Origin of the sequence: Paenibacillus sp. FSL R5-0473, from assembly GCF_038004565.1 — a bacterium.
Lineage (GTDB): Bacteria > Bacillota > Bacilli > Paenibacillales > Paenibacillaceae > Paenibacillus > Paenibacillus amylolyticus.
In genome coordinates, this window is the sequence record NZ_JBBORL010000001.1 from 191,866 (window position 1) to 205,308 (window position 13,443).

Here is a 13,443-nt window from a genome sequence, read left to right on the forward strand (position 1 = left end):
ATACTTATGGCCATTGGCCTGACATTAGATTAACCAATGAAGGAAAAGTTAGTGCTGCTTAAATTGAAGGAGTGAAACGATATAGGAATTCTTAATTTATGATATAAAATGGTTTATATAGCGTTTCTCTTCTCATTTAAGTAAGTTCCAAACATGTTTTCTACATATAAAATAATTCTTTACTGCTCGTTCTAGAAATGATATGCTAACAGCAAGTTAGATCTAACTAGTTTTTTTTACACATTAAAGAATGATCGTTCTTGAAAAAAAGTACACTAATCTAAAGAATATAAGGGAGAGAATATGATGAAATACACAGTGATTACAGGAGCAAGTTCAGGAATTGGATATGAAACAGCATTGGCATTTGCAGCACGGGGCAAAAACTTGATTTTGGTAGCTAGAAGATTGGATAAGCTTGAAGAACTTAAATCAACTATTCAGGGTATCGACCCTAAAGTAAATGTTATCGTTCATACAAGCGACCTGTCTGTTAGCGCAGAGGCGTACACGCTATATAACGATTTGAAGGAATATGAAATTGAGACTTGGATCAATAATGCAGGGCTCGGAGAAGGCTCGTTCATTGCTGAACAGAATTTGGATAAAGTGGAGACGATGCTGCGTGTTAACATCGAATCTTTGACCATTCTATCTACACTGTATGTGCGAGATTATGCGAATGTGGAAGGCACTCAATTGATCAACGTCTCATCCGCACTCGGATATGCCATTGCTGTAGGCAGTGTTGCTTATTCTGCATCGAAATACTACGTTAGTGCCTTCACAGAAGGTCTTGCCAAAGAACTGGAACTGAAAGGTGCAAAACTAAAAGCGAAGATCCTGGCACCAGCGATCACGGAAACAGAATTTGTGCAAAAATCAATAGATGCTGAAGGATTTGATTACAAAGCGAATATGCCCAAATATCACACAGCTAAAGAAATGGCAGGCTTCATGATCGATCTGTATGATCACAATGAAGTGGTTGTAGGGATTGTAGATCAGAACTATGATTTTCAGCTGACAGGTGCAATCTACCCGGTGATTTCAGAATTGAATTAATACAGCAGAATCCAGAGGATACATTTACAAAATCTCAAATAAGAAGAGGAGTACATTCAATTGGAAAAGATATGGAGTAAAACAAAGATTGGCAACATGGAATTGCCTCATCGACTAGCGATGGCACCTATGACACGCAGTCGAGCACAAGAAGATGGTACACCTGGAGAGTTGGCGGCACTTTATTATGCTCAACGCGCAACGATGGGACTCCTGATTACGGAAGGAACACAACCTTCCGATGATGGACAGGGTTACTTATGGTCACCGGGCATCTACACCGATAAGCATATTGAAGGATGGAAAAAGGTAACGGATGCGGTGCATGAAGCTGGCGGATATGTATATATCCAATTAATGCATGCGGGTCGCATGTCACATCCGGATAATACCCCACATCATCGTCAACCGGTTGCTCCATCAGCAATCGCACCGGGTGTAGAAATGTTTACGGCTACAGGGATGCAGGATATCCCCGTTCCCCGGGAATTGAGTCAGGAGGATATTCAAACGACCATCTCCGATTTCCGAAAAGCAGCTGCCGCAGCGATCAAAGCGGGGGCAGATGGCGTCGAAATTCATGGAGCCAATGGCTATTTGATCAATCAATTTTTAGGAGAAAATTCAAATACACGCACAGATGAGTATGGCGGATCTATTGAAAATCGTGCTCGCTTTGCGATTGAAGTAACCAAAGCCATTGTGGAGGAAATAGGGGCAGAACGAACAGGCTTCCGCATCTCACCAGGGACACCGCTGGGTGGAATTCAAGATGGAGAACAAGGTCCTGAACTCTACCGCTATCTTGTAAAAGAATTGGCTAAATTGGATTTGGTTTACCTTCATGTTATGCATCTTGGAGATGAGAACCTGTTGCAAGACATTCGTTCGATCTGGCAAAATCCACTGTTGGTTAACCGGGCTGGAAGAACGTTGGATGATCTTAGTGTCGATTTAGATCGTGGTCTCGCTGATGTGGTACCTGTAGGTGTATGGTCCTTGGCTAATCCAGATTTGGTGGAACGACTTCAACAAGGTGCGCCACTCAATGAAGCAGATCCGACAACCTTCTTTGGATTGGGAAGTAAGGGCTACACGGATTATCCTACGTTGGAAGAATTAAAGTCGCAAGAGGGGCTACACTAGCACAAACCATGGAGCATGGCGTACAACTGAACATTGCGCGCCATGTTCCTACATAAGTTGAACTACTTATTTACACGATAACAGCGATTGGAGGGGTGTTCTGTCATCGTAGTGTCAGTGTAAATAATCTTTAGTTCAACTTATATAGTCTATAAGCAAAGGAAGAGGATAAATGATGAGAGCGGCTCAAATACAGAAATACTCTAAAAAAATCCAGGTGGAAATTAATGATATTGCGACACCTCAGATTCAGAGCCATGAGGTCCTTGTCAAAGTGAAAGCTGCGGGTGTAAATCCACTGGATATCTTGAATATGAATGGCAGTGTTCGGATGATTGCCGACTATACGTTACCTTTAACTTTAGGGAATGAATTATCGGGTGTCATTGAAGCTGTCGGTGATGATGTTTTGAATTTTAAAGTGGGGGATTCGGTTTATACGAGGTTGCCACTAAATAAAATTGGTGCTTTTGCTGAATATGCGGCTGTACATGAGGATGCTTTATCCATTATGCCTGAAAATCTGTCTTTTATCGAAGCTGCTGCTGTACCCCTGACTGCCTTGACCGCGTATCAAGCATTGCATGATGTGCTCCGAGCGGAACCGAATAAAAAGTTGTTTATTCCTGGCGGAACCGGGGGATTCGGTGCGATGGCTATCCCAATTGCCAAGTCCATGGGATTAACGGTTATTACAAGTGGCAGTGAGAGGGGCAGAGCACGTACTCTATCCATTGGAGCAGATCAATTCATTGATTATAAGACTGAGCAGTATGCTGACATTCTGTCCGATATCGATTATGTGATCGACACCTTGGGTGCGGATGAGATCAAAGCTGAACTGAGCATTTTGAAACCACATGGCAAATTAGTTTCTTTGAAGGCAGGACCCAATTATCGCTTTGCAGTGGACAGTCAATTCCCGTTGTGGAAAAGAGCATTGTTCGGTCTCGTAGGTGCACGCCTGGATTCTTTAGCGCGTAAGAATCAAAATGAATATCGTTTTTTATTCGTGCACTCCAGTGGAGTTCAATTGCAAGAGATTACAGCTCTTGTAGAGAAAGAAGACATTAAACCTTCGATCGATTCTACGTATACGTTTGATGACATTGAAAAGGCATTGATTAAAGTGTCCACGGGTCACTCTCAGGGCAAAGTCATTGTTACCTTTTAAAGGCTCGATAGGATCATGCTTATGCTATTCAATGTTCGTTTTCTGAACAGGAGGAAAGCCAATGGCGAGAAGCAAAGAGTTCGAAGAGTCTGTTGTACTGGATAAAGCGATGAGACTTTTTTGGGAACAAGGTTATGAGAAGACGTCTATGACGGATCTGGTTAATCATATGGGAATTCATCGTAAAAGCTTGTATGACACATTTGGTGACAAACATACCTTGTTTCTAAAGTCAGTAGATCTGTATGATCACAAAATCAGCTCCGCTCTTGCAGCAGGCGTAAAGCGTTCTAAAACGGCAACGGAAGCACTTCAGTTTATATTTCTTTCTTTAATTCATGGAGAGGAATCTCCAGCATCAGGCTGCTTCATTGTTAATTCGACGGTAGAATTGGCGGCACGTGATAAAGACATGAACCACCGATCAACGGAGATGTTTGCAAATACGGAGAAACTAATCAAGGACATTATGGTGTGGGGACAGCAAGAAGGTGAATTCACAACGGAGTACAACGCCGAGGTATTGGCGGAATATCTGCATAACGTAAGCATTGGTTTAAGGGGGATGGCCAAGACTTCGATGACCAAGGAAAAACTGCTTCGTATAGCGATACTATCCATAGATCTCATACTAAGGTAGTCCATTTTTTACTATTATAGAATGTTCATTCTAATTGATGTTCCAGATGAAACATATGTTATAGAAAAGAGAGGCAGGTAACGATATGAGAAAGACAGTTCTAATCACAGGGGTATCGGGTGGGATCGGTAAAGAGTTAGCTGATCGGTTTGCCAAAGGTGGACATCATATTGTGCTGGTAGCACGAAGCGAGGGTAAAATACAGGATCTAGCTCAGGAGTATCAGAAAAAGTATGGCATTCAGGCGACGGTTATTGCCAAAGATGTAGCGGCACCTGGGGTACCACAGGAGATTTATAATGAGTTGAAGGAAAAGGGCATTGTTGTTGACTATCTTGTCAATAATGCAGGCTTCGGTTTGTTCGGGACATTTATGGAGACGGATATGGAACAAGAAGTTAATATGATTGACGTGAATATCAAGGCTTTAACCGTCATGACAAAGCTATTCTTGCCGGATATGATCCAACGTGGACACGGCGGTGTGATGAATGTGGCTTCGTTGGTAGGTTTTTTCCCTGGACCGATGATGTCGGTATATTATGCGACGAAAGCGTATGTGCTATCGTTCACTGAAGCTTTGGAGAATGAAGTAAACGGTACTGGGGTTACGGTGACAGCACTGTGTCCAGGTCTGACATCTACCGGATTTGTGGATCGTTCGGGTATGGGTGTCTCGAAGATGTTGCAGGGTCCGATTATGGAAGCTGGACAGGTGGCCGAAGAAGGGTATCGAGGATTTTTACGTGGCAAGACGTTAATTATGCCTGGAGCTCGGAACCGATTCATCGCGTTTATGCCGCGGTTGTTGCCGCGTAAGATGATGACTCGCATAATTAGATCCTCACAGGACAAGACAGGACATTAAACATATAAAGAGGATAAATCAAGTCTTCCTCAAGTCGATCGATACACGTTGTCCTTCATCTTGTCTTTTACGACAAACATATACAAAAACAGGAGGGAAGCTGAAGGGCACAAATTGAATTTTCTCCATCTCAAATAGCTCAGATAATCGTTTCTTCATATGAAGTGAGTACTGGTATAACACTAAGGTGCCTCCAGGTCGGAGCGCTGTATGGATCTGTGACAGGATGTTTTGTCTCATTTCTCTGGAAAAATTAAAAAAGGGCAATCCGCAAACGATGCTATCCAACTGATGCACATGTTCTTGGTTGATCCTTTTTAAAAGATAGGATGCATTGGAATGGAACATGAATTCAGGATATGTTTTCTTCAGATTACTTCTCATTTTGGGGTCTCTTTCAAATAAAAACACGATTGCCGATTTCGGTAAATGTGCTCTCATGAAACGTGTGACTGCCCCTGTTCCTGGCCCCAGCTCAGCAATGGTTCTTACCTCATCCCATCGTACAGACTGGACAATTTTCTTAGCCAAATATTTGGAGCTGGGGAGGACACTGCCTACTCGTTTGGGGTTTCTCAGAAATCCTTGCAGTAAAAGAAGTGGTTCGGATGTTTTCATCGCGGTATCCTCCATTATCAATGCTATTGATGTTTCACTGGATGTTAGAAGGCAAGCTTAGTTGGAATATAAATACGTTACGCGTATGTTTTAGTGTTAAAGTCCCCTGATGTAAATCCGCAATGTTTCTCGCAATAGAAAGTCCCAGACCAGATCCTGATTGAATACCTTCGCTATTCCTCGAATAATCCACCTTATAAAAGCGATCAAACAATCTGTTTTTTTGTTCTATCGTTAGTGGTATGCCTTTATTCTCTACTTCAATGGTAACGTGATTATGCTGCACACTCATTCGAACATGAATCGTGCCCGGTTTAAAGGAATACTTTAGTGCATTCATGAGGAGATTGTCGATGGCCCGAGCGATCTTATTACTATCCAGGGAAACCATGATTGGAGCATTACCGAGTGTTTTTTCAATACGAATCCCATGCTCCTGAGCTAAAGGTTCGAATTCAAACAACAATTGGTTCAATAGCTGACAGAGGTCAACATTTTTCAAATCCAATTGGGTGTTCACTTCGTTAAGACGCGTATATTCAAATAAATCATCGAGTAACTTCTTCAAATGCGTTGCTTTGTTATAGGTATTTTGGATGAAACGATCATACTCTGCTTTGTCTTGAAATGATTCTGATTTGAGAAGCTCAATATAGCCAATTATGCTGGTAAGCGGTGTACGCAGATCATGTGAGATGCCAGTGATTAGGTCCATCTTGGATTGCTCCAATTCACGTTCTTTAGCAATCTGTTGCTTTAACTGTTCTGTCATATGATTGATGTTGGAAGCAACGCGTCCAAGTTCATCTTGTCGATTAACGGGCACCCTGTAATTCAGATTTCCTTCAGATATGATTTGAAGCCCTTGCTCTAATGTAATGAGATCTCTCACAATTTTTCGTGTGGAAAACAAAAAAATTAACGTGAAAATTACGATGAAGATTGGTGTTAGAACGTAAGGAAAAATGTAGAGGAGCGAAGGCCAATTAAATCTTTCACTAATTTTTGCGGCAGCTATGATCAACATATTATTTACACCCACAGAGCCAACAAACGAAATCAATAAACTGATCAACATTTGATATAGGATGTTAATCTGTATCTTTTTTTTAAAATGTGGTAATCGTTTAATCAATTTTATATCCCACTCCCCATACCGTTTTAATGTAATGAGGTTCCCGCGGATTTACTTCCAATTTCTCTCGCAGGTTACGAATATGAACCATCACCGTATTATCCGAATACCCATAAGGTTCTTTCCATACGGTTTCGTAAATTTTCTCGGAGCTAAATACTTGTCCAGGATGGCTGGCAAGCAACACCAGAATGGAAAACTCCAGTGGTGTAAGCGAAATGTCATTATCTTGGAGCTTCACAGAATGTTTACTTGTATCAATGACAAGGTCTTTAATCAGGATAAGTGAATTGAATTCGGCTTTGCCAATCAGTGTTTGACGTCGTAACTGAGCTTTAACGCGAGCCAGTAACTCTAATGGATTAAACGGTTTGACCATATAATCATCAGCCCCGGTAGTCAGGCCCGTGATTTTATCAATGTCTTCTTCCTTGGCGGATAGCATTATAATCGGAGTGGCTGATACTTCTCTTATTTTGAAGCAGGCTTTGATTCCATCCATAATGGGCATCATGACATCCAGTATTACGAGTTGGACCGATGTTGTTTTGATAATATTTAATGCTTCTTCACCATTGGCTGCTTCAATGACCTGATATCCTTCGTTACGTAAATAGACATGAATGACATCCCGGATATCGGGTTCATCATCAACAACGAGAACGGTATTCATAATTCAACACTCCTTAAAAATTAGGATAACATCAGTGTAAACGATAGTCTGGAATGTTTAAATTGTTTCCTTTTTGCGACAGACATAAACGAACGCAGGTGGGATATTCAAAGGCACGAATTCTATTTTTTCGATGATAAAGTGTTCGGATAATGTTTTTTTCATTTGAAGTGAATATTGAAAGGCGATGAATAATCCTCCAGGTTTGAGTGCCTTGTAGATCTGGTCTACCAGCGTATTTCTTAATTCAGGTTCAAAGTTGAAAAACGGCAATCCGCTAAAAATGTAATCCAGTTGCTGAACGCCCTCTTGATTCATGGATGCTACCAATCGAGCGGCGTCTGGATAACAGGAGAACTCCGGGTATGCCGTCTGAAGAGTATTCCTCATCGTTTCGTTCATCTCAAACAATAGGACTTTGGTGGAATCGTGTACTTGTTGATGAATATAGCGAGTGATCGGACCTGTACCCGATCCAAGCTCGGCGACAGCTTTTGCCTCTAGCCAAGAGGCTTGCTTCACCATTTTGCTGGCGAGAAACCGGGAACTGGGTATGATACTGCCGACATGTTTAGGGCTTTGCAGAAAACTTTTCAAAAATAAAACAGGTTCATTGGAATTCATAGGGGATCCTCCATAATGTGATGGTATGTTATTCAAACCAGTTAGAAATGTAATAAATGAAGCGTAGATAGTATGGGGCCACCGAAGTAAATTCCCGCTGTAAAATACGTTATGGTCCATAACAAAGCACTGGAATAGGAGATAAGAGCAAATTTTCTATACTGCACGCCACTGAGTCCCATCACCAAAGGGAGAACATACCGCACGATTGGAATGAACAAACCGATGCACATCGCCCAATTGCCACTCTTATTCAGAATCAGTTCAGCCTTGACGAAGTGTTTATGATGTTGAAATCTGTGTTTTATCTTGGTTCCAAATAACTTCCCTGCAAAATAAGCAAAGGTAATGGCCGTTAATAGTCCTGATAAAATACAGAAGTATGTGATCCATGAATTGATAACTCCTGTATGACTCAAAATGGCACCGCTGATAATCGTGATTTCATTTGGAATTGGAATGCCGAAAGGCCCTAATGAGAAGGCAAAATAAAAAATCAGATAACCATACTGATGAAGTAGCTCTAAGATCGTATTACTGATCATTGTTTTGCCTCCTCTCTTGTTGATATAGCAATCTTAAATAAAAAAACTAAGGAATTAATGAGCATAAATCTGAAGAAAATCTAAAGAATACATAAGCAAAGCCAAACAACTTATGTTTAAGAGAAAAAAGCCTTGCCAACTTAGTGGCAAGACTTGAACAGGTGGACATATTCATGAGCGGTGATCAAGTGATATGAATTTCAGAATATCAAATAAAGTTTGTCTCAAAAGGAACGTATAAGCGAGCCCGAGTTGATTACCTATATCTTTATCTGCAAGGAAGAGGATGAGCATAAAAGAAGAGCCGAGACGTCATAATGACGACTCAGCTCTTTTTTGATGTCCCTGGGGATCAGACTTCTTTGAATCAGCTTATTGTAGGAAGTAGAACCATCTGAATTTGGTACCAGCAACAAAAAACAAAACAATCCATCCCCATAGAAACAACAAACGTAAAGGTCGTGGAATCAGGAGATATTCTGAGTACAATTTGCTGAAAAGTTTCATTACAGTAGTGACCACCCCTGCTAAGTTTCTCCCTTATATCCGCTTTCGAAAGAAAAAGAGACGATAAGATAACCAAGATCCCAATAAGTCTATATACCTTGGCGTAGGCCTCGAAGTAGCTTCTGGCGATTACCAATCCGATGATCGAAATAAGATAATAGCAAAAGACCAAAGGGGATCTTATAACTCAGATGCAGAACCTCCAATTATATCAAAATTAGGTATATTATATCATGATAAACACCAGAGGGCCTTTTTGTGTCAGATTCAGCCATACCTACTCATTCAATAAATAAATCGAACGATATGATGCTGGCATGCCAATATATAGTGTAAGGAGGAGGGGAATGGATAATGAGTGAACAAGATGAGTACATAGAACTTGTAACGTTAATACGGGCGGGGCATGAAGAAGCATATGGAGAATTATATGAGAAAACAGTGACGAGGATATATCAAACTGTGCGATTTCTCATCAAGGACAAGTCTGATGCGGAGGATGTAGTACAGGAGATTTACATTCAGGCGTATCGATCATTGGCGCGATATGATGCGGAGCGTGCTTTTCGTCCCTGGTTGATGGGGGTGACGATGCGACAGGTTCAGAGTTATCGACGCAAAAGATTGATGCAGTTTAGGTTTGGCAAGCGGATCGAAAGATCTGACGTGGGACTAGAATATGATTTTTCCACTGATCTGGTCAACAAACTGGCCAATCGCCCTCTGCTGGAACAGGTGCACCGTTTGCCGTACAAGCTGCAGCAGGTGGTTACACTTCATTATTTGAATGAATATACGCAAGAGGAGATTGCTGGCATATTGGAGATTCCGCTTGGAACCGTAAAATCGCGCATACATGCGGCGCTGGCGAAGTTAAGACAGAAAGAGAAGATGAATCCAAGATTGCGGGGGAAGGTGGAGGATCTGCATGAAACTCGATGAACAGTTGCTAAGAGCCTACCAGGAAGAGACCAAAGATTGGTCCGTTCCTGCGAGAATTAAACATAAAATGATGGATGGTATTCGAAATGATTCACACATCAGAAGAAATCGAAAAAAATGGCTGGTCACTGGGCTATTAGCTGTTGTGCTCGTTATTCCCACCGGAGCCTACGCAGGATACACCTATCTCGCAGACGGAATATATGGTTCGCAGGAGAATATCAAAGCTATGGGGGGAACAGCTGATGATTATATGAGGTTGGAAGCAAAGTTGCAGACGGCCAAGGCCCATTTCAGCGAAGAAGAATTTGTTCAATATATGGACTTGCTGAAGCAATTAGGGCAAATGGCCGTGAAGTATGCCGATTCTCAGGGCAATATGCATCCAGAGCAGTGGAGTACAGTGGAGCAGGAACGATATAACCTTCTTGTAGCTGAGTTGGAACCGTTTTTTGAGAAGCTGGAAGCTGTGAGTGTAGGGTCCTCCAAAAAACTGATGGACGAGCAGCAATTTTGGACGGAACAGTTGGAACAGGCAGAGAAGACATTCACCAAGGAACAATATCGTGAGTTCAAGTCTGTCTATGAACAAATGAAAAAATACAAAGTTATGGTGATGGACAAGGATGGAAGTATCCATGAGGAACGCTTGTCAGCGGAGCAGAAGGATGATTTAAGGTATCTAGAGAGACTCCTAATTCCCTACTTGAAACGGTTGGAGCTCAATGTGCGTTGAGTTAGGCAATAAAGGATAATCATGAGTTTATGATTATTCTTTGCGATGTGCAGAAATGAAAAAAAAAGGAGGTTGATGACAAAGACACAATAAGTACTTTAAATGTTTTTAGTTAAGTGAAGATCTTTTTTATTGGATTAAAAATAAAGTATACAAATGAATGAAAATATTGTTAGTTTTAAATTTCTGTGATACCTTTTTAAGAGGCTTATGATACTAAAGTAGTAGGTCTATAGAATTAAAACCAATGGAGGCGAAATTGAAACGTGAAAAAGTGGGGAAGTCTATTTTTATCAGGAGTATTGTTATTTAGTGGAATGGCTACATCAGTACAGGCTGAAGTAACCAAAGACGGATGGATTGGGAATGAATCATCCTTAAAAACAGCTCAACAATCTTTCAAAGATGTGGAGGGCAACTGGGCTCAGGAAGTAATTGAAAAGTGGGCTGACCGTGGAATCGTCCAAGGAAATGAACGAAATACGTTTTTGCCCAAAGGAGAAGTTACGCGTGCTGAGTGGGTCGCGATGATTAACCGAATTTTCCAGTATGAAGAGGTAAGCAATACTACTTTTTCAGATGTAACATCATCGGGTTGGTATGCTCAAGATATTGCTAAAGGAGTACAAGCCGGATATATCCGAGGATATGCAGATCACTCATTTCGGCCGACTGGTTCAGTGACAAGGCAAGAAGCAGCAGCTACGATCTCACGGATACTGCAATTGCAGGGAAGTGGGGAGTCTAATTTTGCCGATGATAAGGATATCCAAAGTTGGAGTAAAGAAGCAGTAAGTGGAGCAGCTGACAAAAAGATTATCGTTGGTTACAGTAACGGCAATTTTATGCCGAACAAGGCAATTACTAGAGCTGAAGCAGTACAGATTTTGGATCGAGCTTTTAGTACATATGGCAGTTGGTATGGGCAAGAAGGAACCTATGGATCTACAGAAAAAAGGGAAGAGATATCTGGCAGTGTTGTGATCGGTACATCAGGCGTTACACTTCAGAATATGAATATTACAGGTGATTTGATCATTAGTAAAGCGGTCGGTGATGGCGATGTGTTCCTCAAAAACGTAACTGTGCAGGGGAAAACATATGTATATGGTGGCGGTGAAAATAGCGTACATCTGGAAGATTCGGTCCTGTTGACGGTTATTGTGAATAAACAGGATGGTACTGTGCGTTTGGTTGCAACAGGAAAAACAAAGGTTCAGGAAATCACTGTTCAAACGGCGGCCAACATCGAGTCTGACATGGGGGCAAAGATCGACAAACTGACATTGTCCGAGGCACTGCCGGAAAAATCAAGAGTATACCTTAAAGGTAATTTTGAAACGGTTAATGTGATTGCCAAAAGCATTAACATTCAAATTCCATCGGGTACGATTAATCAACTGAACGTTGACGATTCTGCGTCAGGAACTACGGTTCAGACTAATCAGGAAGCCAAAATTATATCAGCTATTCTTAATGCAGCTGTAAGAATGTTAGGGACAGGAACCATTGAGCAGGCTACAGTTAACGCTGTAGGCGTGACCATGGAGACAGCACCAAATAAGGTTAACTTGGGAGAGAGTGTACCTGCCGATACAACAGTACAAATTGGTGGGACAAGTAAACCCGTGACTTCAGTTACACCTCCAGTTACGCCTGCTCCATCAGCTAGTGGAGGATCATCCTCAGGTTCATCAGAAGGAAGTGGTGGTAGTACAACTCCTGTAAATCCGGGTACGGGCAATGGCGGAGGAACTACACCAACTACTCCTTTACCGGGAAATGAATATGGTAGTTATGAGGGTGGTTCATTCTTCTTGCTCGGTGTAGAGTCAAACACAATAACAGTAACGGAATCAGTATATTTATACAGTCCTCGAAGTGGTTATGCATATGTGACTACTCAAAATATTGATGGAAGTAATCTTATCCTCCTTGAAGAAGCAGTTAATGCTGGCGCAGCTATGAAGCTTCCTATTGTTGCAAACGAGAGAACTGAAATCCAAACCGAAACGCTAATCACAAAATATGGACAACTTAGAATTTTCGTTCTTGATTCACAAGATAAGAGTTCTCAAACTCAATATGTGACAGTATTGGATGGCCCAAATCAACGTTTAGTTCAAAACGGATCAAGTATGAGGGGAAGCTGGAGTGATAGCATAGAAACGTACTCAATTTTTTTTAATCGTATGATTATGGAATCCGAACTTGGCAGTCTAAGAGATCATATTCAGGTATCTACAAACTCTCAAACACCTGTATTCGTTTCTCTGGATCCAGAAGATGTGGTTTCAATAAGATACAATGAAATCAAAATACACCCTAAACAGATGAACTTAGGGAAAAGTACTTATTTTAGAATATTAGAAGGTGCAGTTTCAACAACAGACAGCGTGTACAGAAACGATGTATTCACGTCATCTAAATTTGTTTCATTCACTCGTCCAGTTTTTGTAGATTATCCGACTAAATCAACTATTCAAGTCCCAGTAGGAACTGTAATTAAATTCACAGTTAATTATGGTGGGGATACAGCATATTTAGTTTATAGGGATACTTATGGTTCATATGCAAATTTTGATAAGGAAGTCACTGATGGCCATGGTATGAAATTAGTTATTCCACAACGTTTTGAAGGAGAAATTTTCGAATTCGATACCAGTGATTTACAACCTGGACAATTTAAATTAAGCCTTACAAGTGGATATACAATATATGTAGATTTAAAATAGTATTTTTGTTTATAGCAGCGAGAGGAGCTCCAATT

Annotated in this window: 13 protein-coding genes; 8 read left to right on the plus strand and 5 right to left on the minus strand. The window is 41.1% G+C overall.

Features of this window, described 5'->3' with window-relative positions:
- Positions 1-306 precede the first annotated feature (306 nt).
- The 5 genes from MKY28_RS00950 to MKY28_RS00970 all read left to right on the plus strand — a co-directional run bounded on the left by MKY28_RS00950 (position 307) and on the right by MKY28_RS00970 (position 4,893).
- Complete coding sequence (locus tag MKY28_RS00950; RefSeq protein ID WP_100529795.1) at positions 307-1,065, plus strand: SDR family NAD(P)-dependent oxidoreductase; 759 nt, start codon at positions 307-309, stop codon at positions 1,063-1,065.
- 60 nt (positions 1,066-1,125) lie between these two features.
- The gene (locus MKY28_RS00955; RefSeq protein WP_340934420.1) at positions 1,126-2,211 is read left to right on the plus strand and encodes an alkene reductase; all 1,086 of its coding nucleotides are present in this window, start codon (positions 1,126-1,128) and stop codon (positions 2,209-2,211) included.
- Between the two features lie 175 nt (positions 2,212-2,386).
- Positions 2,387-3,385 carry an NADP-dependent oxidoreductase gene (locus MKY28_RS00960; protein WP_340934421.1) on the plus strand — a complete coding sequence of 333 codons (999 nt, stop codon included), beginning with the start codon at positions 2,387-2,389 and terminating at the stop codon, positions 3,383-3,385.
- Positions 3,386-3,446: 61 nt separating this feature from the next.
- Positions 3,447-4,025, plus strand: a complete 579-nt coding sequence (locus MKY28_RS00965) for a TetR/AcrR family transcriptional regulator (RefSeq protein WP_340934422.1) — start codon at positions 3,447-3,449, stop codon at positions 4,023-4,025.
- Between the two features lie 85 nt (positions 4,026-4,110).
- Positions 4,111-4,893 carry an SDR family NAD(P)-dependent oxidoreductase gene (locus tag MKY28_RS00970; protein ID WP_340934423.1) on the plus strand — a complete coding sequence of 261 codons (783 nt, stop codon included), beginning with the start codon at positions 4,111-4,113 and terminating at the stop codon, positions 4,891-4,893.
- A gap of 18 nt (positions 4,894-4,911) precedes the next feature.
- On the opposite strand, the gene MKY28_RS00975 is transcribed toward MKY28_RS00970, so the two are convergent.
- The 5 genes from MKY28_RS00975 to MKY28_RS00995 are packed head-to-tail and all read right to left on the minus strand — an operon-like array spanning position 4,912 to position 8,488.
- A complete protein-coding gene (locus tag MKY28_RS00975; RefSeq protein WP_340934426.1) occupies positions 4,912-5,511 on the minus strand; it encodes a class I SAM-dependent methyltransferase in 600 nt (199 codons plus the stop codon).
- 34 nt (positions 5,512-5,545) lie between these two features.
- Complete coding sequence (locus MKY28_RS00980) at positions 5,546-6,589, minus strand: sensor histidine kinase (RefSeq protein ID WP_340937793.1); 1,044 nt, start codon at positions 6,587-6,589, stop codon at positions 5,546-5,548.
- A 49-nt stretch (positions 6,590-6,638) separates the two neighbouring features.
- Positions 6,639-7,319 (minus strand): response regulator transcription factor, encoded by a 681-nt coding sequence (locus MKY28_RS00985; protein ID WP_340934428.1) that lies wholly within the window; start codon positions 7,317-7,319, stop codon positions 6,639-6,641.
- A gap of 57 nt (positions 7,320-7,376) precedes the next feature.
- A complete protein-coding gene (locus MKY28_RS00990; protein ID WP_340934432.1) occupies positions 7,377-7,943 on the minus strand; it encodes a class I SAM-dependent methyltransferase in 567 nt (188 codons plus the stop codon).
- A 41-nt stretch (positions 7,944-7,984) separates the two neighbouring features.
- Entirely contained in the window at positions 7,985-8,488 is a 504-nt protein-coding gene (locus MKY28_RS00995) for a DedA family protein (RefSeq protein ID WP_340934435.1), read from the minus strand.
- Between the two features lie 861 nt (positions 8,489-9,349).
- On the opposite strand from MKY28_RS00995, the gene MKY28_RS01000 reads away from it, so the two are divergent.
- The 3 genes from MKY28_RS01000 to MKY28_RS01010 all read left to right on the plus strand — a co-directional run bounded on the left by MKY28_RS01000 (position 9,350) and on the right by MKY28_RS01010 (position 13,408).
- On the plus strand, positions 9,350-9,937 hold the full coding sequence (locus MKY28_RS01000; RefSeq protein WP_127548146.1) for a sigma-70 family RNA polymerase sigma factor: 588 nt from the start codon (positions 9,350-9,352) through the stop codon (positions 9,935-9,937).
- Positions 9,924-10,673 (plus strand): DUF3600 domain-containing protein, encoded by a 750-nt coding sequence (locus MKY28_RS01005; protein WP_340934438.1) that lies wholly within the window; start codon positions 9,924-9,926, stop codon positions 10,671-10,673. Before MKY28_RS01000 ends, MKY28_RS01005 begins: the two co-directional genes overlap by 14 nt.
- Before the next feature lie 266 nt (positions 10,674-10,939).
- A complete protein-coding gene (locus MKY28_RS01010) occupies positions 10,940-13,408 on the plus strand; it encodes an S-layer homology domain-containing protein (protein WP_340934440.1) in 2,469 nt (822 codons plus the stop codon).
- The last annotated feature ends 35 nt before the right edge of the window (positions 13,409-13,443 follow it).